A 26,583-nucleotide genomic window follows, 5' to 3' on the forward strand; every position below is an offset into this window, starting at 1 on the left:
AGAGGATCACCGGCTCTTTCGAGCAAGCGATCCTCTTTTGTTTTTATAGGAGTGTTATTTCACAGCCCCGTTCTTTTTAATTTGCGGCAGACTGACGATGATTTAAAGTGCCGCTTTTATTTTTTCCAGCATTTCTTTATATTCACCGTCATTGAGATGTATTTTATTGGGATTCATGGCAAAAACACCGCCCCATTCAAATTTATCTTTATATTTTGGGACGAGATGTGTATGGAGATGTTTTGCCGTGTCACCGTATGCACCATAATTTATTTTGTCCGGATGGAAAATTTTATGCAAAGCACGGGACAAAACAGCAATGTCCCGATAATATCCGGCAATGTCGGTATTGCTGAGATCGGTGATATTATCAATATGGTCTTTGTAGGCTGCAATGCATCTGCCCGGATGGCTTTGTTCTTTAAATAAATAGATTTTACTGTATGACAGTTCACAGATGAATATACCGAAACCTGATAATATATCATCATTGCCACAGTAAGCACAATCTGGATCCCTCATAATTGTTTCCTCCCACAATATGAAAAATATATTAGTATATAATCAATACAATTATATATTACAACAAAAAAGTAAAAATTACAATTTTTATAAAAAGTAAAAATATTATAAAATGATTATAAAAATAACAAGTTGAATATATGTAAGAATATGAACTTCGTCCATAAATTATAATGTACAGACATTTATTAATATTGAATTGCCGTGTAGTTTAGGCTGATATATGCCATACGCACTTAGAGTTTTATTATACGCTCAGCCGAATTAAAAGTCGGGAAAATAATGGAAGTATTTATTTCCTGACTTTCAATTTATTATTCAGTTGATCAATGATGCCAATAAAATATTTTTATTGAATACTTCCATTTATATCTTCATTCATTTTTGTCGCCCAATGGATCACCTCATTATAAAGAGAGGCAAGTAATTCTTCAGAAAAATTATTCTCATGGCACCAGTTTTTTACCTTCATCCAATCACCGTGTTCATAATCAGTGACCATGTTGAGAAGCTGTCCCAAATCGTTTTGCCGAAACAGCAGGGCTGCTTTTATTTCCGGAGCAAGTCCCAGTTCGTCAATAATTTTTTCTATAGGCTGGTCAAGAACTACATCGGACAATGATAACATACCTATTAAAAAAGCAGTATCCTTTTCTGAATTCTTGGCGGAAATATTTTCGGTGGTGAGTTCGCAAAACTTGGCGCGAATTAACAAAATGACGAATAATTCATTGGGTTTTTCTGATGACAAATCCCGGATGCAGACCAGATTGACCCAATTGCGTACACCGTTTATTCCCAGCAGCGCTATTGCCTGCCTGAGATTGCGAACCTCATTGGGAATGCCTATATATGGGGAATTTATATATTTCAATAGCTTATGAATAAGAGAAAGATCATTTTTGATGATATTTTCTATACGGTTTATATCAACGTGAGTACTATTCATTTCACGCATCAGCATGAATTGTGCTGTTATATCCACGCGCGCTGTTTTCTCCGAAATAATCACAGGTTTGCAGAAGAAATATCCCTGGAACAGTTCATAGCCAAATGATAAAGCCTGTTCATATTCTTCCAGTGTTTCGACTTTTTCTGCCAGAAGTTTGACATGGGGAGGGATGATCTGACGTATTTTTTTTCTTTCTTCAGCAGTATGGGTTATCAGAAAATCAATTTTTACTATGTCTGCCAAGTCGATGAATGGCTGATACTTCGGCTCAAATACAAAATCGTCAAGGGCAAATGTATAGCCGTTATTCTTTAATTCTTTGCATTTGGCTAATAGGGGGGCTGTAGGTTCTGTATTTTCCAGGATTTCTATCACCACCATTTCAGGAGGTAAAAGCTCTACGTCACCATTTGTTATATTCTGTTCGGTAAAATTTACGAATACTTTTTTATTGCTGGCTAATTTACCAATACCAAATGCAACCATACTGTTTGATAGGATCTTTTGAGTTGCAGCATATCCGTTAATTTTGTAATTCATTGAATTTTGCAGGCCATCACGAAAGAGAAGCTCATATGCCACGGTTTCTTTGCTTTGGTTCAGTATGGGTTGGCGGGCTACATATACATTCATGAGATCATCACCTTCTTTTTATACCTATTATAATATATATATTATAAAAAACTACATTTTTATAATAAAAATTGATTACATATTATGATGTAACAATATATAAGAAAAACAAGGGGATAAGTTCTTGGATACTCTTTTATCCAATAGAAAGGTAAAACAGCGGGATCATATAAGCTATACTTTAAAAGTTCTAATATTATTTTGTACTTCAGCAGCCATTTTAGAAAGAGCTTGACTTGCAGACGCAATTTCTTCACTGGAGGCGGATTGTTCTTCTGCGGCGGCTGAAATTGTTTGAGTTTCTGCAGATGATTTTCTGCTTTCTTTATCGGTTTCGTTTACTAATGTGGCTACATTTTCCATATAATTTGTTATTTCGTCTACGGCATGAGCGTTATTGCCAATTTGTGTCAACATAGTATTGACCATGCTGATAATCTGTTCGAAATTTTCCCCGGCCATACTTACAACTTCTGTTCCTTTTTCAACCTCTGCTTTTCCCTCGGTCATAAACGTCACAGCGTTATCAGTCTTATGCTGAACATCAGTAATCAATTCAGTGATTTGTTTAGCAGCATCCTGAGACTGTTCGGCCAGTTTTCTGACTTCTTCTGCCACCACGGAGAATCCTTTTCCTGCATCACCAGCTCTGGCAGCCTCTATAGCCGCATTTAAAGCCAGCAGATTAGTTTGCCCTGCAATATTGGAAATAACATCGACAATTTTACCGATTTGCTGAGATTTATTTTCCAGATCAGTTATTACATTGGATGTGGCATTTGTTTTTTCCTTGATAATGTGCATCTGTTCTATAGTCTTATTTATGGCAATGTCGCCTTTATTGGCAGCTCTAGTTGTTTTTTCGACAGAATCAGACAATATATTTGTATTAACCGATAACTTTTCCATGGATGTAGAAATATTTTTTACAGCACTGTCAGATTTATTACTGAGCTGAAGCTGTTTGTCTGCACTTTCCGCCACTCTAGTGACAGATGCGGCTACTTGGTTGGATGCTTGCGCTGATTGTTCGGCACTGGCGGTGAGCTCTTCCGATGATGCAGCTAATGTATCTGAAGAATGTGTAATTTTTTTTACTAAAGTGGCAATATTTTTTGTCATGGTACTAATATTTCTTGATAAATCACCAAATTCACTTTTGTCATTTAAATTATCATTGGAAATAACATTGGAAAAATCACCATTGGCCATAGCTGTGATTATTTTGTTGATTTTATTCAGACTTTTGGAAATTTGTTTAATAATTACCCAGCCTATTAATATACTTAAGAAAATGGCTGATACAGTTATTACGATAAATAAAAGACTGCTTATTTTAAAATAATCTTCATTTTGAATATTCATTTGATCAGCATTTTCACTGAGCTTTTTTATGAGCGTATATTGGTCATCATAAAACTGAACAAGCAGGGAATCCCCTTTTTCTTTATATAAGGAATGGCCTTGTTCATTGCTATTGTGCATGCCTAATTCAATAATTTCATTTTGAATATTGACATATTGAAGATATTTATTATCGGCATCTTTTGCAGAATCAAGTATATCCTTATTGAGCGATAATTTTTGAAATTTACTTATGTCATTTTCTATGGTCTTTTTAGTTTCAGTGATATCATTGAAATACTGCTGCCGGTCAGCATCATTCTTTTCAAGCAGTATACGGTACATATCTTCTTGTGTCCGGCGGATCATGGTCCTTACATCGTAAATATATTCTATAGCGAGCAAATTTTCATTATACATTTTATTCGTTATCAAATGGCTTTTATTTAAAGAATAATAGCTGATACCGCTTAATAGAATCATAAAGAATAATAAAATAGTCACTAATAAAACGAGCTTTTCCTTTACTTTCATTTTAGTAGTAAAATTCATAGTGATGAGACCCCTTTCATAAATAAAAATTACTCTGTATAAATATTAATTCTATATAAAATATTATTATTCCTTTTTAAACAATATTAATAATTATATTATAAATTTTCAGTTTGTTATAAATATAATATATGGTATTTGCAGTAAGCAAATATAAAAATTATTTATGTATAGATTTTTATGCATAAAAAGGTATGTATGGTTGCAATCAAGTGGCTGACAGCAGTAATATAAGATCAAATATTTCGGAGGAAAATTATGAGAAAAATATTAAGCACAATTTTTTTAATTTTGATTTGCGGTGGGACAGTGGCTTCAGGAAACGTATCTGCAGATGTAATCCTGCCAAACGGTGCCGGCTCATTTGTCATACAGGAATCGGCAACAGGTGCAAATGAAGATCCGATGCCTGTTTTTTATTATCGACCTACAGCATGGACGGCGGATAGACCTGTAGTTTTAATATTCCACGGTGTGCGCAGAAATGCCGATAAATATAGAGATGACTGGATAAAATATGCTGAGCAGTATAATATGCTGATAATATGTCCGGAATTTTCTAAGTCTAAATATCCCGGAGTGCGTTATTATAATATCGGTAATGTTGCCGACTCGGATGATGCGTCAGCAATGCTGCAGCCGAAAGAGAAATGGATTTTTCCTGTCGTCAAAGATATTATTGCTAAGGTAAAAAATTTGACAGGCGCGAAGGAAGAAAACTTTACTCTTTATGGACATTCTGCGGGAGCGCAATTCTTGCATCGCTGCCTGTTTTTCGGCGATATACCAAAGGTCCGCAATATTATTATTGCAGAAGCAGGATGGTATACAATGCCGAATAGTGATGTCGAATTTCCCTACGGCGTCAAAAATATGTATATTGGCAAAAAAAATATGGCAGAAATATTTTCCCGGTCTGTTTTTGTTATGCTGGGAGATGAGGATGTAAACAGAAGTGAGGTTTTTCGCAAAACTTCTTTGGCAGATATGCAGGGGAAAACACGTTTCGCACGGGGAAGTAATTTTTTTACCGGAGCAAAAGAGACGGCAGAAAATATAGGAGTGCCGTTTCGATGGCAGCTCTTAACAGTGCGAGGAGCAGGGCATAATGACAGTGAAATAGCAAAGGAGGCAGCCAAGCTGATTAATGACGGCGGCAATAAATAGAAAAATGTGCCTATTATATTTTTGATAATTTATAAGAAAAATTATTGAATATAATTAAATGGCGATTGGTATAAAGTGTAATATATTTAATTATTTAAGGAAAGCCGGCAAAAGAGCAATTCTATTGCTGCAAAATTTTTTTTTAGATTTGACAATAATCAATGGCAAAATATATTATTAAGAAAATGATGATAAAAAATACAGGCAGCAGTTTAAGGCTGTATTGATTTGTAAGTGAGGTAAAAATGAAGCTTGTAACTGTCTCGGGACCACCCTCTTCAGGGAAAACAGCAGTCATTCTGCAATTGATAGAAAGACTGAAACAGGATGAGTCAACTGCGGGAGCGGTCAAGTTTGACTGTCTGACCACTTTTGATAAAGCGGCTTATGTTTCTTCTGATGTGCCTGTACAAATAGGGTTGTCGGGGAAATTCTGTCCGGACCATTTTTATATCAGCAATATAGAAAAATGTGTTCAATGGGGCATAAAAAATAAGTTCGATTATTTGTTTACCGAAAGCGCGGGACTTTGCAACAGATGTTCTCCTCATGTGCAAGGGGTTTTGGCGATTTGCGTGATCGACAGCCTTGCCGGAGTACATACTCCCCGAAAAATCGGACCGATGCTAAAATATGCTGATATTATAGTGATAACAAAGGGGGATATAGTTTCACAGGCAGAGCGGGAAGTATTTATGTTTAATGTGCTTCAGGCCAATGCCAAAGCTCATGTGATTTTCATAAACGGAATCACAGGCCAGGGGGCGTTCATGTTAAGGAAACATGTACAGACGGCAAGAGAAGTAGTATCCTTGCAGGATTATCGGCTGCGGTTTACAACACCGGCAGCAGTATGTTCTTATTGCACGGGCGAAACTCATATTGGCGACAATTATCAGATGGGCATGATGAAAACGATGGAATTCAGGTGATACTGATGGAGCAGGAAGAGTTCATAAAAAAGAGCAGCATTCTCGAAGTAAAAAAACAATATCCCCAGGCGCAGGATTTTCTTGAAAATATAGGACTGCAAAATCTGCCCGAAGACCTGTCCTTGGATGAGGCATTGCTGACAGTGCCGGAAGATGATCTGGCCCAGTTCGATCTGACGAGAAAAAGTCTGCCGGAGCAGTTGATCGAATTTATCAATACTATCAGAAAAATAAAGGGCACTTGCACACAAGTGAAAAACCTGACAATAATAGGCGGTGAAAATAAAAACAGACAGAAGGAAAAAATAACATTGACTGTTAAGGCAGGCGAAATTATCAGTATAGTCGGCCCTACTGGTTCGGGGAAAAGCTGTCTTTTAGCAGATGTTGAGTGCCTGGCACAGGGGGATACTCCGTCAAAACGGTGTATCATGATCAATGGCGGACGGCTTAGTGATGAGGAGCGGTTTAATTTAGGGAATCGGCTGGTAGCACAATTGTCACAAAATATGAATTTTGTTATGGATGTGAGCGTGGCGGACTTTCTTTCGATGCACGCCAAAATTCGTTTGGTCAAAGATGAGCAGGCGGTGGTGAAAAAATGTTTTGATACGGCCAATAAGCTCGCCGGTGAGAAATTTTCAGATGATACCAAGGTGACTCAGCTGTCCGGCGGTCAGTCCAGAGCATTGATGATTGCTGATGCCGCCTATATAAGTTCATCGCCCATCGTATTGATAGATGAAATAGAAAATGCTGGTGTTGACCGTCAGGAAGCTATAAAATGTCTGGCACGAAGCGAAAAGATCGTTATACTTTCAACACATGATCCCCTGCTGGCATTGGGGGCCGATAAGCGTATTGTCATAAAGAACGGTGGAATGGATAAAATCATAACTACGACCGATACAGAGAAAAAATGCAGGAATACCATAAAACATTTGGATGATACATTATTGGATATCAGAAACCGTCTGCGCAGAGGAGAACTGATAGAAAATATCGATGAATTAAGGAACAATATTTAAAAACGTTGATTATTATGAGAGGACCGGGAATAATTTATGTGGGAAATTTATGACCAATTGATAAACGCGATACCGGACGGCTTAGCCGTAGAGTATGTTGTGGCAGGAACGTATCATGTGTGTGTCAGAAGCGAATTGGGAATGGGGCTGGCACCGCTCCTGCCGGGAGATATGCGCAGTGAACGTTACCCGCGGGAAATAGGGATGCCCTTGAAAAAATTGGCCGAAGCAGTTAAGTCATGGAATTTTATAGAGGCTTCAATCGGACATGCCGCATTAAACGCATATTATAATGCAATTCCCGTTGCCGGAAAGAACGGGATAGACTTCGGCAACGGGCGCCACGGTGAAGACCGCTTGAAGGATCCTTTTATTGCTTACCAAAATGCCATAAAGGGCAAAAAAGTAGCAGTGATCGGTCATTTCCATTATTTGGATAAATTATTTGCACCAGTATGTGATCTTTCTATAATTGAGAGAACACAGCAGGAAGGAGACTATCCGCTGGAGGCAGCCGAATATATTTTGCCGCAGAGTGATTTTGTGATAATTCCCTGTTCGTCAATTGCTTATAAAACATTGCCGCGTTATTTGGAACTTGCTGAAAATGCTTATGTAATTATGGTGGGATGTTCGACGACATTGTCTCCGGTGCTGTTTGAAAGAGGGATTGACGATCTGTCAGGTCTGGTAGTCAGTGATGAAGAAAAGGCAAAAAATATTATCAGCGGAAATATAAAAGGCAATATTCATTTGGCTGCACAAAAAGTAAGCATGAAAAAAACTCTGTTTTTTAAACAATGAAATATGAATTTTAAAAATTCACGTTGACCGTATCTTGGGATGATACAATTTACGCAGTAAATATTTTTATCTGCAATATAGAACAGGTTTGCAAAGGAGACGGATCATGTCAATATTTTCTGTATTGATTGTTGATGATGATGAAAAATTGGTCAAATTGCTGAAAGCTTATTTTGACAGGGAAGACTTTATTACATATACTGCCGAAGACGGACTTTCAGCTTTACAGGCAGTGAAGGATAAAAGCCCCAGTGTCATTATTCTTGATCTGATGCTGCCGGGCATGAGCGGCTGGGATGTATGCAAACAAGTAAGGCGTGATAATGACACTCCTATTCTCATGCTTACTGCCAGAGACGAAGAAAGTGATCGATTGATCGGTCTGGAGATTGGCGCGGATGATTATGTAACTAAGCCGTTCAGCCCGCGTGAAGTGGTTGCCAGAGTGAAGGCGATTTTAAGACGTGTTGGCAATAGCGTTGTAAACAGAAGAATTTTGAAGATGGATAATATTACTATTGATCCTGAACGCCATCAGGTATTTAATGGGGGTCTTCCGGTAGAACTCACTCCCACTGAATTTAAATTATTGGAGTTGTTGGCTGGCAATCCCGGGAAAGTTTTTACCAGACTGCAAATTGTCGAACAAACACAAGGTTATATGTTTGACGGATATGAGCGGACTATTGACACTCATATTAAAAATCTGCGTCGTAAACTGGAAGCTGATCCAAAAAATCCGCGCTATTTGCAGACCGTATATGGTATTGGCTATAAGTTTAATGGCGGCAGTAATGAGTAGGTTTAATAGTATCACCGTACGGATTACGGGACTTACCTTTGTAGCCATTGCAGTCACCGTTTTTGTGCTTATTTATCTGGCGGATGTGCAAATGGAGGAACAGTTCAAGGAATATTTGATAGTGCAGCAAATACAAATGCAGGGCGGAAATATGTATGACAGCGAGCATACGATGGCGCTGGTTATGGGACCGACTGAAAAAACTTTTCTGATGTCAGTTCATAATTCATTGTTCTGGGTAGGGCTGATAATGCTGCTGCTCGGATTGTTGGTAAGTTATCTGCTGGCAAGAAGTATTACTGTTCCTCTTAAAAATCTCGGGCAGGCCGCCAAGGAAGTAAAAAAAGGCACTTTTGGCAAAACCGTATCAGTCAGGACTAATGATGAGGTCGGTGAATTGGCAGATATTTTTAATCAAATGTCGCAGACACTGGCAGATAATACCAGACTTAAAAAGCAGCTGCTTGCTAATGTTGCGCATGAGCTCAGGACTCCTCTGGCAGTTATTCAAGGAAATATTGAGGGAATGCTCGACGGTGTTGTTGAGCCCAGTAAAGATCAGCTTCGTTCGCTGTATGAAGAAGCCATACGTTTGAATCGTCTTATAAGGGATTTGCGGGATCTGTCACTTGCTGAAGTTCATCAACTGACACTGGAAAAATCTCCTGCCGATATAAATAATCTGATCAACCGATTGATTGCTTCGCTGAAACCGCTGAGTAATAAAAAAAATATAATAATCAACTTTACTAATGGTAAGGAAAAGCTGCCTGATATTTTGGTGGATCGGGATCGTATCAGCCAGGTCTTTTATAATGTTATTGTCAACGCTGTCAGATATTCACCGGAATGCAGCACTATACAGATAAAAACGGCTCTCCTGAATAAACAGGAGGGCCGTTGGGTAAAAATTTCCATAGCTGATAACGGAACAGGTATATCAAAAGAAGATCTGCCACATGTGTTTGATCATTTTTATCGCGGCGATAAATCCAGAGACAGAAAGAGCGGAGGTTCCGGTCTCGGACTGGCAATAGTCAGACAACTGATCGAAAATCACGGCGGGAAAATAGAAGTGACCAGTACGATAGGCATGGGAACGACATTTAATATATTACTGCCGTTAAATTGACACAAGGACTATTTGTTTGCTGTGCCGCAACCTAAAGGGGCTGTCGGAATAATGCATTTTGGCAATTCATCGGCCGGTTTCTTCGGCTTCTATTTCCTCCAAAGTACGGCCTCGTGTTTCAGGCACACGTATTTTCACAAAAAGCACTCCCAACATGCATATGACACCGAAAATTGCGAAGACGACTTCCTGTGGCATAGACGCAGTCATGATAGGGAATAATAAGCCTACAAGCCATGAACCGATCCAGTTAAAAGATGAAGCCAGGCCTGCTGCTCGTCCGCGAACAGACAGAGGGAATATCTCACCGACGATTACCCAGGTTATAGGAGCCCATGTAGCGGAATAAAAAGCAACGTAGATGCACAGAAAAAATACTATCATCATAGAGCTGGTGCCGGGTATCAGCCAATTTATAACTGCTGGCAGGATAAAAGACAGCCCCATGATGAAACCGGCTACCATCAAAAGTGTGCGTCTGTTAAATTTTTCTGCGATCCATATATATACTAACGAACCCAGCACAAGGATCAAGCCTTGAATTATCGGCCACATTAATTCGTTGGTTGCCGCGCTTCCGGTAGCTTTTTCTACAATCAGAGGAATATAGTAAAAAATAGCATTAGCTCCTTGGAATTGCTGGAAGGCAGCGACACCGACACCGGCAATGATCAAATAGCGATATTTACTGTTTAGCAAGCTTGCCCAGCTGACTTGATGTGCTGCTTGATTTTCTTTTGCAGCGGTTTCTTTTATGTCATTCAGTTCAGCTTCGATTTCATTTTGCGGACGGACATAACTCAATACTCTGCGGGCCTCATCATAATGGCCGTTTTTAATCAAGTAGCGCGGTGATTCCGGCAAACGCAGCACACCAAAAAATAAAATGATAGCGGGAAGGCAGGCAAAACCAAGCATTAATCGCCATGACATTTCCCCGGGGAGATCTTTCAATAAAAAATCCACAACATATGAAACAAGCATCCCTGAAACGATCATGGTCTGATTGATACCGGAAAGACGGCCGCGCAGCTTTGCCGGTGCCAGTTCAGAAATATATGCTGGTACTAATGCTGAAGCGGCGCCTACGCCAAGTCCTAAGAAAGCGCGAACTATTATCATATAAGTTTGACCGTTATCAGGAGCGATACCTGACAGTAATGCGAAAATAGCAAATAATATTGCTGAAATCAAAATCATTCTGCGTCGTCCGAGTTTATCAGCAAGCTGTCCTGCCAAAGCTCCGCCAAAAATTGCGCCAAACATAACAGCTGAAGTGATCCATCCTATGGTAGACGCGTTTGTAAGCTGCCAATCATGGGTCAGAAAAGGCAGTGCTCCTGTCATGACGCCGATGTCGTAACCAAAGAGAATCCCGCCAAAAGCCCCAAAGAAATAAATATAACTGCTGGATATTTTCTTCTCTTCCAAATTTTTGCACCTCTCTATTAATTAAGAAAAAATCAGAATAGCAGGGATATTATTTTAAATCAAAATAATATCCCTTGATATATCTGCATAACGGCTTCAATTGTAAATACCAAACCACATTTATAATGTTTCTGCATAGTAACGGTGACAGAAAACTTTATTCAATTACAATTGATTCAATCCCAAACATTTTGGCCAAATCGTCTATTTGATTTTCTGTTAAGGCAAAGGAAAATACAGAATGGTGTCCGCCGCCGTTTTCGATCCATTTGATAGAACCTTTTTTCAGACCCGCCTTTGGTGTCCATAATTGTTTTGCTACTGGCAGATGGGGTGTTTCTGCTTCCGGTTTATTGGCATTTACCGGATAGCTGAGCAGTTTAAAACCATTGGCAAAGTGGGAGAGTGTCACATCAATAGCATCTCCTTCAGATCCTGTGAATACAAGACGTGCCGGAGCTTCTTTTCCGCCGATATCAAGCGGATGAACCTCAACACGTGGTTTTTCGCTGGCTATGGAAGGATCTACTTCCAGCATATGCGCTCCTAAAATTGCCTCATGTCCCTTGCGCAGATCCAGCGTGTAGTCTTCCATAAAGGCAGTGTTCTTGTTATGTGCCATGATTTTCAGTAATCTGCTCAATCCTGCGGACTTGCCGTCTCCTTCAGCACCGAATCCATACCCATCGCGCATTAACAGCTGAGTAGCCAAACCCGGCAGCTGTGCCAGTCCGTGTAAATCTTCAAAATTAGTGGTAAAAGCTGTATAGCCGCCCCGTTCCAAAAATCTTTTTATACCCAGATATTCTTTTAGTTGAACACGTACCGAATGTTCAAATTCAGCTGCACTGTTATTGCCCTGCACAAGTGTGTAATGCTTTTGCAGATCGTGGTATTCTTTGTCAACCGCGCTGTCCTCGACTTTGTCGATTTCTTCCACCAGATCGCCCACGCCATAATAATCAACTGTCCATCCCAGTACGATCTGTGCTTCTACTTTATCAAGCTCAGTAACGGCGACATTACGCATTGTATCACCGAAGCGGCATATTTTGATTTTGAAACTTTCGTTATAAGCAACAGCAACGTCTTCCCAGCGTGCTATTTCATCCTGAATATCCGTATCGCCCCAATATCCATAAACAATTTTATTATTTTTGTGCAGCCGGGCATTAATATATCCATATTCACGATCCCCGTGGGCACTCTGGTTCAAATTCATATAGTCAAAATCGATAGTGTCATAAGGGATTTTATTTAAATATTGGGTGGCTAAATGCAGTAATGGTTTTTGAAGCAGTTTTGTACCGCGAATCCAGTTTTTGGCTGGTGAAAAGGTATGCATCCAGGTAATGACACCCGCGACGGCATCATTGTAGTTTACTTCTTTCATAAATTCTGTAATACCATCAGCAGTTGTCATAACATCCTTGAAAACTATTTTATAAGGCAGTTTACCGCTTTCGTTCAATTTATCCACTACAACCTGAGCATCTTCAGCAACCTGCCTTAACTGTTCTTCCCCATAAAGAAATTGACTGCCGGTAACAAACCAAAATTCATACTTATTGACTGATAACATTTTTCATTACTCCTTCTGTAGAAATATTAGATAATATTTCTTAAATTAAAAATTTTCAACTTATTATTTTTTGAGACAATGCTGTTACCTGCCTATATATGAAGACAGGCCGGTTAAGACAAAATTGATGTCCTGCATTGCTCAATTAATACGCAAATTTTTCATGAAACAGGATTCTGTTGTTTTTCGGTAAGCATATCAACAGCATGGTGTTCTATGGACAGGCCGGCTCTGTAAAGATCGATAAATTGCTTACAGCCTGCAACACCCATAGGTTCGGGATTCAATGTCAGCGTTTCCGGGTTTTCAAAAACTTTTTGATCCAGGAAATCTTCTAACCTCAAATCATTTTTTTTCACATAGGCAGCGAGCACTGCCATACCCCACGGGCCTCCCTGACTCGCTGTTTTCATGACAGTGATAGGGGTGTTAAGTGCGTTGGCCAATGTCTGCTGGGCAATTATTGGCGTTTTAAATAAACCGCCCTGTGCTATGAGTACTTCTGTTCGAATCTGTTCTTCGTTTGTCAAAATATCCATGCCTATTTTCAGGGGAGCGAAGGCGGCATAAAGCTGTGTCAATATAAAATTAGCCAAATTAAATTCACAATTGGCTGTTCTGACAAATAAGGGGCGTCCAGATGGCATTTTCGTAATATTTTCACCGGACAGATAACTGTAATTTACAAGGCCGCCAGCGTCAGGCCTGGCTTTAGCCGCCACAAGAAATAATGCCTCATATAATTTATCGGCCTGAAGTTCTATACCTAATCTGCCGGCAAATTGTTTAAAAATGTCTGCCCATGCATTAATATCTGAGGAACAATTGTTAGTATGAACCATTGCTACAGGCGAACCATCCGGCGTCATTACAATATCAATATCCCGATGAACTTTTTTAAGTGGTTTATCCAGAACAACCATTGAAAAAGCGGAAGTACCCACTGAAATATTGCCTGTTTTTTTGCGGACGCTGTTGGTGGCTACCATTCCTGTACCAGCATCTCCTTCGGGCGGAGCCATTACACTGCCGGCTGTAAGTGTTCCCTTCTCATCCAGCAGACGAGCACCTTCTTCGGTCAGATAACCTGCGGGCTGGCCCGCTTTCAGCACTTTGGGCAAAATACTCCTTATATTCCAGGTATACGTTTTCACTTGTTCCAATTGACTGAACATTCCTAAGAATACTGCATCGTAGTCACCGGTCTGTTCATCAATAGGAAACGCACCTGAGGCGTCACCGATGCCAAGAAATTTTTCACCGGAAAGCCGCCAATGCACATAACCCGCTAAAGTTGTCATAAAATCGATGCTGTCGACATGAGCTTCCTTGTTTAATATAGCCTGATATAAATGTGCGATGCACCAGCGCTGCGGGATATTAAAATCAAATAGATCCGTAAGTGCATCCGTAGCAGCTTCCGTCAAATTATTTCGCCATGTCCTGAAAGGGGTCAATAAATCACCGCTGTTTGAAAAAACCAGGTAGCCATGCATCATTGCACTGACTCCGATAGAACCTATATTGATCAATGGCTGATGATATTTACTGTAGACATCAGCCGCCAATTGCTTATAGCTCTCTCTTATTCCATCCCAAACCTGCTGCAGCGGATAGGTCCATACACCATCTTTATACTGATTTTCCCACACATAATATCCTGAAGCTATAGTGTTAAAATCATCTGTAATCAAAACTGATTTGATTTGGGTGGAGCCAAGCTCGATTCCCAACGAAATGTGCCCGTCTTTTATTGCACGAGAAGTTTCGATCAAATTCATTGAAGATATACACCTCCTTATAATTATCATACAACTTTATTTATATAATACAACTTATGCACCAGGATGTAAATAAGATAATTGAAAATATTATTAAAAATTTTTTCACTATTAAAAACACTTTCACTTTTCTAAGCATATCAGAATACAAATTATTTAAAGCAATGATAATAAATTGACACTTATCGACAAAAAAACCAAATAAAAACGACCTGCCAGTGAAACTGACAAGCCGTTTTTCAGCATATTTTTTTTACTGAAGTTCTTTCGATAAGTTCAGGCGGGAATTTCACATCACCGGCTGTAACACCTTTTATTAAATCGAGCAGGGTCTCCGCAGCAACCTGACCGAGCTTTTCCTTAGGATGCCTGAAGGTTGTAAGGCTGAAACCAAATTCCATTTGAAAATCAAGATTGGAATCATCAAAACTGATCAGCGATATGTCTTCTGGTATTGTTTTGCTGTGCTTATATAAAATCCTTGTTATCTCTCTGGACATTTGATCATTGTAGCAAATCATGGCTGTGCATTTTTCAGCTGTTTTTAAAATCCTGTCACTGAAATGCCGGGCAAATGCTTCATTTTTATCTTCTGTGGTATACCAGATCAGATTACCTTCGGCAAAACTCATACCGTTTCTGCGTAAGGCTTCCACACAGCCGGCGTATCTCAATCTCCCCTGCATATCGTCCAGTTTGAACAAACCGCCGATCTTTCTGTGTCCGTTCTTTACCAAACATTCAACCGCTTCTTTTCCGCAGGCATAATCATCCATAGCTACACAGGGAATACTCATGTTTGGATAAATTGCATTTATAAGAACGCAAGGAATTTTTCTGCTTATTATCTGCTCGTATATAGTTTGATTTATATTGGGCAAACCAGTTTTTGCAGGTTCAATAACCAGCCCGTCGAGGTTTTTTGCGAGCAGGTTATTAAGAATTTCGGCCTCTCTCTCCATATTGTTATATGTGAGCGACATTTGGACAAAATAATTTTTTTTTATCAACACATCATCTATTCCCTTTATAATAGCAGGGAAAATATATTCATTAAGATATGTTGTTACAACGCCAATCGTTCGCACATTACTAACAGGAAGATTCTTATTTTCAACAGAGTATTTCACGTATGTACCTGAGCCGCGCCGCCGCTCCAGGAAACCCTTGCTTTCCAGGACACTCGTGGCCTGACGTACAGTTTGGCGGCTTATAGAAAATCTTTCCCCCAATTCATTTTCGGAAGGAATTTTTTCGCCAAAGGCCAGATCGCCATTCACGATTTCTGTTTCCAGCCAATTCATTATCTCTACATATTTAGGAATGTTTTTCATACAGTAAAATGCCCCATTTTTATAATCAAAATCATTTATTAACAATTATGAATGATTTTCAGCAGTTTGTCTAGGCTTTATATTTTACTGCGGCTGTGTTCCGCTGAAAAAAATATAGGGTGTATGTATTGTATGATTTGGGTTTGGTATTCTTGCATAAAATTATATATAAGCATCGGACAGATAAAAATGCGGCTGGATATCTCATCAAATATCCAGCCGCATTAACGAAAATTTATTTTTTCTGCCCGTAATAAGCATTTGCTCCGTGTTTTCGCAGATAGTGCTTATCTAAAAGTTCCTGCTGCATAAAAGAAGTTTTTCCTGACAGGGTCGTTGTATGATATGCCATAAAAGCTATTTCTTCAAGAATGACTGCTTTTTTTACAGCCTTCATTGGATCTTTTTCCCAGGCGAATGGGCCGTGTGAATATACTAAAACTCCTGGAACGGCCATCATATCCAGCTGCCTGTCCTTAAAAGTTTCTATTATGACTTTTCCGGTTTCTTTTTCATAGCTGCCTGCTATTTCATTTTCTTTCATGGCTCTTGTGCAGGGGATGGAACCATAAAAATCATCAGCGTGCGTTGTACCAAGTGCCGGGATATCCTTACATGCCTGAGCCCATGAAGTGGCATAGCGGGAATGAGTGTGGACTATACCGCCTATATCAGGGCAGGCCTTGTACAATTCTATATGCGTATCCGTATCAGAAGAAGGGTTATAATTTCCTTCAACCACGGTCCCGTCTAAATCGACTACCACCATATCCTCTGCTTTCATTTTCTCGTAGTCCACACCGGATGGCTTTATTACAACAAGTCCTTTTTCTCGGTCAATACCTGAAACGTTTCCCCACGTGAATGTTACCATTTTATATTTTGGCAACAACAGGTTTGCTTCAAAAACAATTTTTTTCAACTCACTTAACATTCCTGTACCTCCTATATGTATGACATATTTTATTATTGTAATACATTATATATCATTTATTAATATTTGTTAACCTGCATCTTACTTATTTTTTTTGTAAAATAATCATTTATCACATCTTTCAGTAAATAAGGCGCATAGGTGATTGCATCGATGGTATCACCGGCAATATGCGGTGTAATCGTCACATTATCCAATTTGAGAAAAATATCGTCTTTTTCCAAAGGTTCATGCCAAAATACATCCAAAGCTGCTCCTGCAATTTTTTTATTTGACAGAGCATCCACCACGGCACTGCGATCCAATATTTCGGCACGTGCCGTATTGATAAGATAGGCACTGGGCTTCATCAAGGATATAAGGGATTTATTTATCATTCCGGCGGTCTGTTCAGTCACGCGCATATGCAGTGATATGATATCGCATGTTTCAAATAATTTTTCAAGCGGTAAAGATTCGGCGTTCAGGCCTTCTTCTGCCAAATCGCTTTTTTTTACGTAGGGATCATAAAAAGCGCTTTCAATTTTCAGGGCATTTAATCTTTTCAATACTAGCCGGCCTATATAGCCTGCACCCACCAAACCGATTTTCATTCTTTTCAGTGTTGTTTTGTACGGATCGTTGGCAAACGATTTCTGCCAGATACCATTTTTCACCGCATGATGGGCTCGTGCTATATTGCGCGTTTCCGTATACATTAAGGCCAATGTGAAGTCGGCTACAGGTTCGGCATTCCTTATGACATGAATAACAGGTATTTTGGCTTCTGTTGCCGCTTCAATATCAATATTTTCGACACCGCCCCGGCATGCACCGATCAAACGCAAGTGAGGTGCTCCTTCTATTATTTTTCTGTTGACAGGAGCTAAATGTACAAACAGAGCATGAGCTTCTTTGGTGGCATCTGACATGCCTGCGGGAAGGGTTATATTCTCCGGGCCGTTTTTTTCTATTTCCATTATCTTCTTTTGAAATTTATCCTTTGGTAGATCAGAAAACCATTCCAGCTTTTTTATTTCAAGCGTTTCGCCAAAGTTCATCTCTCTGGCAGCTTTTTCCAAATCATCGCTTTTTACCAGCGCATCGCCCACAACTACAATTTTCATAAGCTGTCATCTTTCCTTATCTTCAAAAATATTTTGCATATATCTGCGGATGTTGACTGCCGCAGATATATGCAAACCTCTCGTGTTCAATTAAGTTTCATGACCTGTCCGCTGACAGCTTCTGCTGCTTTTTCAAGCTGCCCAAAATCATAAAGAAGCTGTAAAAGTCCATAACGATTACGCAGTTCTTTTGCGTATAATATTGCTATTTTCAGCATATCATCTGTTATTCCTATCTGATCAGGTCTGTAGGGTTCTTCTATTTTTTTCATTCTTTGTATCGTTTCAGTGATAGACGGCAGTTTTTTTATTAATTCCTGTATTTTTTCTTTGTTTTCAATGACTTTTTCACGCCGTTTTTTTATGTTGGCGCAATTATTTTTGCCAAACTTTTCTTCCAGCAGGATCACACCGTTTCCGGCAGGACCATATATCTCTGACATTTTTTCAGCCCAAGCTGCCTTGTCAAATTCAGGGACAGGAAAATCTTTTAGGCTGCCTGAAGACAGAATCTCTGCCGCATATCGGTATAAATGCAGAGCTACAATTGTGCCGACGCCGACCTTGGTGCCGTGCAGGATACCGTGTTCACCACGTTGCAAAAACTTCATTTCCCAATAATGCGACATGTGATGTTCACTGCCGGAGGCCGGGCGTGAATTGCCGCTGTAACTCATACCGACTCCGGCCAATACCAGAGCTTCCATGACTGATCCCATGGCATCGGCATCGCGTTGAGCAATACCTGAATCGGCGGCTTTGGCAACAGCAGTCACGGCTTCATTCATGATTTCTGCAATAAAAGGACAATAATATTCGTCATTTACAATATGTGACAGCTGCCAGTCAGTAAGGCATATATATTTGCCGAAAATATCTCCGGCACCTGCGGTTATCATTCGCAGAGGCGCATCCTTTAAAATATCTGTATCTCCTATGATTACCTTGGGTCGGCCAACTTTTTCATAGGTGGTCTTTAAGTTATTCACGATGAGCGGTGCTACGTCGGAAGCATATCCATCCATGGAAGGCGCTGTGGCGACAATGAAATAATCTTTTCCCATTTTATGCGAGCAGAATCTGCACAAATCATTTATTGTTCCGGAGCCTATGCCTATTATCAGATCACAATCATCGGAAACCTGTGTCATTATCCGGCCTATCGCCGTTTCATCGGGGACAAGGTCTTTGTCATCAAATATAAACTTGTCATATTCAAGATCAGCATTGTCTAATGCGGCATAAACTTTTTTGCCCGCTATTTTTTCAGTATTCACATCGGCAATGATACAGATATGGGCATAGCTTTTTTCTTTTACATATCCGGTCAGCTTGGTTATTGCATTTTTACCAATGTCAATATGCCGTATATCACATTCGTGTGTATGTCCGCATGCGCAGTTTATCGTCCTGTTTAAGTACTTGTTCCAGTCCATAGATCTGCCTCCTAAATTTTATGAGCGTATAATTCAGGCAGCTTCTTCGCTGCCTTCAGCACCGGCGTTTTTCATGGCCTGTTTTTGCAGATAATCATTGATTCTGTCATTATTTTTTCTGAACAATATCCATAAGGCAAAGTACAGAATTACAGCAGCGCCTATAAAAAGAGGGCTGGCTGTAAGGAATGCCAAAAATACGAGAGCCATCAGCGGTTTTCCTAAAATATTGAAGCTTGTTATGAGCATTGCCCCTGCAGGGATGGCAACACCGACTCCCAGAGCCATATTAGTAAACAGCGGTGCTGTGTAGGTGCATACATAAAGACCAAGACCGAACCAAATAGTCCCGGATATCAGTATTTTAGCAATATTGCCGTTATGCGTGGCTACAAGTCCCTGCACCATATAAGGCAGTGCCAGCAGATCAACCACCGGCAAGGTGCTGTTGCCGGGCAGGATTATAGCTATTACAAGCATTATTGGGATAAGCAGCAGTCCTGAAATAAGTGTTGCCGGTTCACCATAGCCAACGGCATCATTTACGGCAATATACCATTCCCTGTTGCCGCTATTTTGCATAAATTTGCGGGCACCCTCTGTAATGGGAGCAAATGCCTGAGCAAACATACTGGCTATCTTAGGGAATATAGCCATAACGGCACTTGTCGCTACCGCTACTTTTAAAATCTGGCCCCATGCGGCTAAGGTCAAAATATCATTTATGTTACCCAGAATACCGATGAATCCACCAAGAAAAAGCCCCAGTGTCATTGGTTCACCTAAAAATCCGAATTTTTGCTGTAAATAAACAGGGTTCAATTTGATTTTGTTGAGACCGAACATATTGTATATCGGGTCTGCAACTACCGCAAAAATACTGGCTTCGACATTATGCATGGCAATAATAGTGCAATTAGGGTATTGATAATAGGTGGACCATCTCTTAGCTACCAGTTCAGAAATCAGCAGAGAATACAGATTGAGCAGAACCATACAGGCAATGCCAAGAGTAAAGCTTCCTGTGACACCGATGACCATTGCACCCCAAACCATATAAGAATAATTATTCCATAAGTCGGAGGGCTGGAAGATTTTTGTCCATTTTATCAGAAAAAGTATCGTTTGGAGCGCTATGCCCAGTCCCAGATATATCATGCCTGCGCTGGTGGAAAAAGCAACGAGTGCGGTTGCCTGCCAGCCAACATCAAATACAGGTAAATGAACCCCCGATGAATTGACCATTTGATTTATTACGGGGGTGATGATAGGTGTAAATGAATTTAAAAGCAGCGTGAATCCCTGCAAACCGACACCTGCGTAAACCGCGGAGAGAAAAGATTTTTGTGTAGATACTTTAAATATTTTGGCAATTATAAAAATTATTACCGGCACTATTATGGCTGAACCGAATGTGTCAATAATAGACTTCATAAAAACTAATACAGCATCCATAATTTATTGCTCCTTTATTTCTGCATATTTTCAATTGTTTTTAAAACTTCTGCTAAAAATTCATCCTCGCCTATTCCTGTCAGGCAGGCAAATGCATTTATCGCAGGTATTCCGTAATCACCGGGGGTCAGCGGACTGGTGAATGTGATTAGATTAAATCGGCCTGATTTTGCTAAATTCAATGCTTCGGTTGGTCTTGATTCAGTTGTGGATACGATGTAGCCTTTTTCCTTTAATTTTTCTTTTAATTTACCAGCTACCATAGAAGATGTAACTGTTCCGGAACCACAGACTGATAAAATACTTACTTTTTTCATAATAATTCCTCCAAATCATAAATTATAATATATTAATCCTGCAAGATTAAAAGCATAAGACGGGGGCTATATTATATTCAGACATATTTTTAATATTGTCTGAATGGGACAGCTTTTTATAAAGCTTTAATGTACCGTCTGTCAGGAGATGGCTTTGTCCATAATTTGAGCTATGCTTTCTGTTTTGTCTGCTGTTTCTATTTCTTTTAATATTTCTACGTTTTTAAAAAGATCCATTAATTTAGTGAGCAGTTCTACTTGTTTTTTGGGATCCTTTACTGCCAGCAGGAAAACAACCCTGACATCGAGTTTACGCTCAGGATCGATCATGCTGCGGAATTTTACAGGATTTTTCAGGCAGCCCACCGCTATAGCCGGCATGTTGACATGTATAGGATCAGTATGCGGTATGGCCACACATGTATCCCCTATATTCAATCCTGTGGGAAGTGATTCTTCTCTGTGCAGCACGGCATCGATATAACTTTGCTTTACATAGTTCTTCTTTTTCATTAAACTGCCGAGTTCTTTTATGACTTCCTTGTCGGTCACAGAATCCAAATTGATTTTTATTAAATCCACATCCATTTTTTCATATTGCTCCTTTATTTATAAATACGGCGTCAAAACATACTGCTGAATTCATGCAAAAATATGTCATATGATTTATTTTTCAGCATTGACTCAACGCCATTTTTAGATCTTATATAATCATTCAGCTTGAGGAAGATTGTTTCCCACAATTTGTTGTCGCCTTTTTTTATACTTAACAAAAACACCACCTGAACAAGAAAATTCCCCCATTGTATAGGTTTGTTGAGAATCAGGACCGATATGAAAGAAACTTCCATATCGTTATATATAGGATGCGGAACGGCGACCATATTTCCTATGGCAGTGGAAGATATGTCCTCTCTTTCATAGACAGAGGCTCTTGTCTTTTCACTCATTAATCCTTTTTGGATGGCATTTTCGGTCAAGAAACCGATACAATCTTCTTTACTGGCAAATTCTTTATCCGTAAAAAAATTCCGCGGCTTTAAAAATTCCTGCAAGTATGCTTTATTTATGCTTGTGTTATCGAAAACAATTTTTTCTATTTTCGCAATGTCGTCATCCTGCAATATGTTGTTTATGGTGATTATCTTAGGGGATTTTATATTGTCTATTGGTACCGTAGTAAATATATAATCTACCTTTTTTAAAATTTCTGTGGTAATGCTGTAGGTGGGCATGACTTCCAATATATCCAAACGGTTTTGAAAATGCTCTTTTATTTTTGCTTTTAACAGGACTGCTATACTCAGCCCTGCCGCGCAGGCTATGATGATTTTTTTGGCAGAGCAGATCTTTTCATTTATTCCTTTTCTGCTTAACGCCGCCCCAAAGTGCAGAGCAATGTAGCCAATTTCATTTTCATTCACATCTATTTTATTTAAATTTTTGACTACTTTACTGGCTATAACGCCCATTTGAAATGCCAAGGGGTAATCATTTTTTATTGTTTCCAAGAGTTCATTGCGTATATTCATATGAAACTGGATGCGATTTATAGCTATGTTCAAATGAAGGACAAGACCGTCTATTAAATATTCATCATCAATAAAATCAATGAGGAGTTCTTGCTTGATTTTTTCCAATACAGCATATACAATTTTTTTTGCTTCCAGGTTTTCTCCGGAGGTAGCTGTGTTGAAAAATTTCTTGCTTGCCAAAAGACATTGCGTGATGTAATAAACTTCGCTATAAGCAACATCTATTGCCAGTACGGCGTATAAATATTCTAAAATATCCTTTGCGACATTATATTCAAAGGTCTGATCAATTTTTTTCACTGTACTGATCGGATAAGAAATGCTTTTTCCGCATTGGGCTCGTGTAATTGCTATTGCCACGTGGATACACAGGCTTGTCTTGTCTGTGTCGGGAATCTGCATTTCTCTTTCTCTCAAGACCTTGCTTATCACTTCATCAATAGAGATCATATCTGTTTCTGCAAATATTTTTTCAGCGAAGCAATCGCTTTTGTCAATATAGTCAAATATGCAGTTTCTTACCTGATTTTCATCTCCGTCTATTTGGATGCCATCTTTTTTGTAATGCATTATTTTTATATTGTATTTGCTTAAGATTTGTTTGCATTCAATAAAATTTGATTTTAATGAGGACAGGCTTATATACATTTCATCTGCCAGATATGTTTGCGTCACGGTCGTATCGGTGTAACTGTTGGTCAGCAGCCGGCATACAATATAATCAGCCGGTTCATGGCTGCATTTTATATTTACTGCATTCCGGCCCAAAGTATCGTTGATAAACTTATCAGCAAAAAAAGCTTGTTCGCACACCATCATATATCCTTTACGCGGCGCAGAATTTATGAAAATTGGATATCCTTGTATCATTTTCTCCAGTATCTTCATATCAGAGCGTATAGTTCTTGAAGATACACCTAATTGACCGGAAATTACTTCTCCGCTGACACCGTCAGGATATGCTCGCAGTATTTCGAATACTTTTCTCAACCTTTTTTGCTTATCCATTTTTTCTCTCCTTTATGAACCAATTCTAACAAATGGACATGGTTTTACATAGTTTAAGTTTTTTCCTTATAACACCTAAAATATTTAACAAAAATTCTTTATTAAATAAATTTTCCGCAAAACAAAATTCATTGCGGAAAATTTGCCAAAAAAAAACCTATGCAAATTTTGCATAAGCTTTTTTATAAACGCTATAATTATTTTACTTATTTCTCAGACAATCTCAAATATAAATCCATTATCTCCATAGCGAATATTTTACTCATTTCCGCATTCATCATTATGTCTTCGGCATGTACAAGCAGCAGGTCAATATCTGTTTTCCCGCCATCAGCTTCAGATTGCAGCATCTGTGTATGAACATCATGAGCCTGATTGAAATATTCATCAGATTCGTTGATTTTTTCGACAGCCTTTTCAAATTCTTTCTGTTTTGCCAGCTGGATACTCTGCAAATAGCCTGTTTTGGCACTATTGGCCATTTTTACGATTTCAAGGCATACGTTTTCATTATCCACAGTCTTTTTCTGTTTCAAAAAAACTCCTCCCAACAAATGATTTATGTGCCATTTTCCCGGCGGTAATGTTTCTGTGAGCCATATAAACATTTTACACTTAAAAAAAGCACCTGACTTTTATTGTATAACTTCGCCTTGAAGATTCTTTACTCCTTTGTTTTTATTCGTGGACAAAAAATAAATCGACGGATAAATTTAATATTGGTCAATCAGTTCAGCTGTTTTCAGCTATTTCTTCCAGATATGCCCAACGGGCAAGCAATTTATCCAATTTATCTTTCAAGCCGTCCAACTGTATATTCAGTTCTCTTATTTGCGCATAATCAGCCGCATTTGCCTGCATTTGTTTTTCTACAGCCTTTAATTCGATCTCTGTCTGTGCGATAATATTTTCGATCTGTTCATATTCGCATTTTTCTTTATAAGTGAATTTTTTTTGGACTAAAACGGGCTTCTCTTTCTTCACGAAGGCAGTTTTGTTTTCCGGTTCAAGTTTCATTTCTTTTTTTTCGTCTTCCTGCAGTTTTATTCTTGAGTAATAAGAATATCCGCCTGCATATTGCCGTAAAGAACCATCTTCTTCATATGCGAAAACTTTATCAGCAAGTCGGTCAACAAAAAAACGGTCATGGGAGACGAAAATTATCGCTCCATTGAATTTATCGATAAATGATTCTAAAATGGCCATAGTCTGCAGATCAAGATCATTTGTCGGCTCATCCAGCAACAGCACATTGGGTGCTGTCATCAATATGCGCAGCAGATACAGCCTCCTCTTTTCTCCGCCTGACAGTCGGGCGATAGGCGTCCACTGCAAATTCCCGTCAAATAAGAATAATTCCATAAGCTGAGATGCAGTTATACGTGTGTTGTCTATAAGCGTGATATAATTAGCGGCTTGTTTTATATATTCTATGGCACGCAGATCTTCGTCCATTTCAGTATTTTTTTGGGTAAAATAACCTATTTTTACAGTTTGTCCGATTTTTATACTGCCGGTTTGAGGAGTGAGTTTTCCGGAAATAAGATTAAGCAGAGTGGATTTGCCGGAACCATTTGGACCTAAAATTCCGACTCGGTCACTACGCAGTATTGTGTATGAGAAATTCTTCAGTATTATATTGCCATTTCTTTGGTAAGAAATATTGTCTAATTCGATGATTTTTCTCCCCAGACGGCTGGTTCCCAGAGCAATTTGAACTTTATCGTTCTGAGAAACAGTTTCCTGGGCATTGACTTGTTCAAAATGCTGAAGCCGTGCTTTTTGCTTGGTCGATCTGGCCTGCGCACCACGGCGTATCCATTTCAATTCATTGCGCAGGAAATTCTGTCTTTTTTGCTCAGAAGCATTTTCCCGTTCTGTCCGTGCGATTTTTTGTTCCAGAAAATCACTGTAGTTTCCCGTGTAGATATATGCGCTGCCTCTGTCAAGCTCCAGTATCTTAGAAACAGACGAATCAAGAAAATAACGATCATGAGTAATCAATATAACTGCACATTTCAGCCCCGATAAATAGGTTTCAAGCCATTCGATAGTTTCCATGTCGAGATGATTGGTAGGTTCGTCTAATAACAGCAGATCACATGGCTGTATTAACGCAGCTGCCAGCGCAAGGCGTTTTTGCTGACCACCCGAAAGTTCACCTGCTTTTTTAGAAAAATCAGTGATGCCGAGTTTGGTGAGAATGGCTTTGGCATCGCTTTCAAGCTGCCAGCCGTCAAGTTCATCAATCTTTTCTGAGAAACGCACTAATTTTTGCTGCGTTTCTTCAGATGTGCTTTCCGGGGCGCAAAGAGTCATTTCATATTCACGGAGAGCCTTCATTATATCCTGAGAACCATGAAAAGCTTCCGTAAGAACGGTGTTTTCCAAATTGAGATTTTTGTCTTGATCTAGATATTCTATACGGATGTTTTTCATGGTGATGAAATTTCCGCTGTCTGTCTGCACAAGTTTGGCAATAGTACGCATGAGCGTGGATTTCCCTGTTCCGTTTATTCCTACTATGCCGATTTTGTCTCCCGTGTCCACAGAGAAACTGACATTTTCAAATAATATTTTTTCTCCGTAGCTTTTTGCCAAATTTTCCGCTGTTAAAATCATAATTAATCATCCTGCTATCTTTTTTCTTAATTATAGCATATTTCTTTTCGGTTCATGACATGAGAAGTGGGCACCGGGATGTTATGGGGATATATCGTTTATTTAACAACAAAAGCAATAAAAAAAACCGTCAGAAAAATATCGCTGACGGTTTGCTGCTTCATGATCATCCGG

The 26,583-nt window shown here is 39.2% G+C and carries 22 protein-coding genes; 6 read left to right on the forward strand and 16 right to left on the reverse strand.

Annotated features, from left to right (window positions below):
* Positions 1–102 precede the first annotated feature (102 nt).
* The 3 genes from I6758_RS06325 to I6758_RS06335 form a co-directional block, all read right to left on the reverse strand.
* On the reverse strand, positions 103–522 hold the full coding sequence (locus I6758_RS06325; RefSeq protein ID WP_196604345.1) for an HIT family protein: 420 nt from the start codon (positions 520–522) through the stop codon (positions 103–105).
* Between the two features lie 349 nt (positions 523–871).
* Positions 872–2,107 carry an EAL and HDOD domain-containing protein gene (locus I6758_RS06330; RefSeq protein ID WP_196604346.1) on the reverse strand — a complete coding sequence of 412 codons (1,236 nt, stop codon included), beginning with the start codon at positions 2,105–2,107 and terminating at the stop codon, positions 872–874.
* 174 nt (positions 2,108–2,281) lie between these two features.
* Positions 2,282–4,003, reverse strand: a complete 1,722-nt coding sequence (locus I6758_RS06335; protein WP_196604347.1) for a methyl-accepting chemotaxis protein — start codon at positions 4,001–4,003, stop codon at positions 2,282–2,284.
* A 258-nt stretch (positions 4,004–4,261) separates the two neighbouring features.
* Here I6758_RS06335 and I6758_RS06340 point away from each other — a divergent pair, with 258 nt between their 5' ends.
* From I6758_RS06340 to I6758_RS06365, 6 genes are all read left to right on the forward strand, one after another.
* Entirely contained in the window at positions 4,262–5,170 is a 909-nt protein-coding gene (locus I6758_RS06340; RefSeq protein ID WP_196604348.1) for an alpha/beta hydrolase, read from the forward strand.
* Positions 5,171–5,415: 245 nt separating this feature from the next.
* Positions 5,416–6,102, forward strand: a complete 687-nt coding sequence (locus I6758_RS06345; RefSeq protein WP_196604349.1) for a GTP-binding protein — start codon at positions 5,416–5,418, stop codon at positions 6,100–6,102.
* A 5-nt stretch (positions 6,103–6,107) separates the two neighbouring features.
* Positions 6,108–7,130 carry an ATP-binding cassette domain-containing protein gene (locus I6758_RS06350; RefSeq protein WP_196604350.1) on the forward strand — a complete coding sequence of 341 codons (1,023 nt, stop codon included), beginning with the start codon at positions 6,108–6,110 and terminating at the stop codon, positions 7,128–7,130.
* 36 nt (positions 7,131–7,166) lie between these two features.
* Entirely contained in the window at positions 7,167–7,934 is a 768-nt protein-coding gene (locus I6758_RS06355; RefSeq protein WP_196604351.1) for a Rossmann-like domain-containing protein, read from the forward strand.
* Positions 7,935–8,040: 106 nt separating this feature from the next.
* Entirely contained in the window at positions 8,041–8,736 is a 696-nt protein-coding gene (locus I6758_RS06360; protein ID WP_196604352.1) for a response regulator transcription factor, read from the forward strand.
* Positions 8,729–9,868 (forward strand): sensor histidine kinase, encoded by a 1,140-nt coding sequence (locus I6758_RS06365; RefSeq protein ID WP_196604353.1) that lies wholly within the window; start codon positions 8,729–8,731, stop codon positions 9,866–9,868. The genes I6758_RS06360 and I6758_RS06365 overlap by 8 nt, the downstream gene beginning before the upstream one ends.
* Positions 9,869–9,934: 66 nt before the next feature.
* Here the strand turns inward: I6758_RS06365 and I6758_RS06370 are convergent, their stop codons facing one another.
* The 13 genes from I6758_RS06370 to I6758_RS06430 form a co-directional block, all read right to left on the reverse strand.
* Complete coding sequence (locus tag I6758_RS06370) at positions 9,935–11,299, reverse strand: sugar porter family MFS transporter (protein WP_196604354.1); 1,365 nt, start codon at positions 11,297–11,299, stop codon at positions 9,935–9,937.
* Positions 11,300–11,456: 157 nt separating this feature from the next.
* Entirely contained in the window at positions 11,457–12,881 is a 1,425-nt protein-coding gene (gene araA / locus I6758_RS06375) for an L-arabinose isomerase (protein WP_196604355.1), read from the reverse strand.
* 161 nt (positions 12,882–13,042) lie between these two features.
* Entirely contained in the window at positions 13,043–14,662 is a 1,620-nt protein-coding gene (locus I6758_RS06380; RefSeq protein ID WP_196604356.1) for a xylulokinase, read from the reverse strand.
* A 239-nt stretch (positions 14,663–14,901) separates the two neighbouring features.
* Positions 14,902–15,996, reverse strand: a complete 1,095-nt coding sequence (locus tag I6758_RS06385) for a GntR family transcriptional regulator (protein WP_196604357.1) — start codon at positions 15,994–15,996, stop codon at positions 14,902–14,904.
* 235 nt (positions 15,997–16,231) lie between these two features.
* Positions 16,232–16,930, reverse strand: coding sequence for an L-ribulose-5-phosphate 4-epimerase (araD, locus tag I6758_RS06390; RefSeq protein ID WP_196604358.1), 699 nt, complete (start codon positions 16,928–16,930; stop codon positions 16,232–16,234).
* 59 nt (positions 16,931–16,989) lie between these two features.
* The gene (locus I6758_RS06395) at positions 16,990–18,036 is read right to left on the reverse strand and encodes a 2-hydroxyacid dehydrogenase (protein ID WP_196604359.1); all 1,047 of its coding nucleotides are present in this window, start codon (positions 18,034–18,036) and stop codon (positions 16,990–16,992) included.
* A gap of 86 nt (positions 18,037–18,122) precedes the next feature.
* On the reverse strand, positions 18,123–19,472 hold the full coding sequence (locus I6758_RS06400; protein ID WP_196604360.1) for a sn-glycerol-1-phosphate dehydrogenase: 1,350 nt from the start codon (positions 19,470–19,472) through the stop codon (positions 18,123–18,125).
* A 33-nt stretch (positions 19,473–19,505) separates the two neighbouring features.
* Positions 19,506–20,927, reverse strand: a complete 1,422-nt coding sequence (locus tag I6758_RS06405; protein ID WP_196604361.1) for a PTS galactitol transporter subunit IIC — start codon at positions 20,925–20,927, stop codon at positions 19,506–19,508.
* Positions 20,928–20,941: 14 nt separating this feature from the next.
* A complete protein-coding gene (locus I6758_RS06410) occupies positions 20,942–21,244 on the reverse strand; it encodes a PTS sugar transporter subunit IIB (RefSeq protein WP_196604362.1) in 303 nt (100 codons plus the stop codon).
* Positions 21,245–21,385: 141 nt separating this feature from the next.
* The gene (locus I6758_RS06415) at positions 21,386–21,832 is read right to left on the reverse strand and encodes a PTS sugar transporter subunit IIA (protein ID WP_196604363.1); all 447 of its coding nucleotides are present in this window, start codon (positions 21,830–21,832) and stop codon (positions 21,386–21,388) included.
* A gap of 35 nt (positions 21,833–21,867) precedes the next feature.
* Positions 21,868–23,787: a BglG family transcription antiterminator gene (locus I6758_RS06420; protein ID WP_196604364.1), complete on the reverse strand. Its 1,920-nt coding sequence runs from the start codon at positions 23,785–23,787 to the stop codon at positions 21,868–21,870.
* 206 nt (positions 23,788–23,993) lie between these two features.
* Complete coding sequence (locus I6758_RS06425) at positions 23,994–24,323, reverse strand: PTS lactose/cellobiose transporter subunit IIA (RefSeq protein ID WP_196604365.1); 330 nt, start codon at positions 24,321–24,323, stop codon at positions 23,994–23,996.
* 196 nt (positions 24,324–24,519) lie between these two features.
* Positions 24,520–26,409 (reverse strand): ABC-F family ATP-binding cassette domain-containing protein, encoded by a 1,890-nt coding sequence (locus I6758_RS06430; RefSeq protein ID WP_231038537.1) that lies wholly within the window; start codon positions 26,407–26,409, stop codon positions 24,520–24,522.
* Between the last annotated feature and the right edge of the window lie 174 nt (positions 26,410–26,583).

Origin of the sequence: Pectinatus haikarae (assembly GCF_015732185.1) — a bacterium.
Lineage (GTDB): Bacteria > Bacillota > Negativicutes > Selenomonadales > Selenomonadaceae > Pectinatus > Pectinatus haikarae.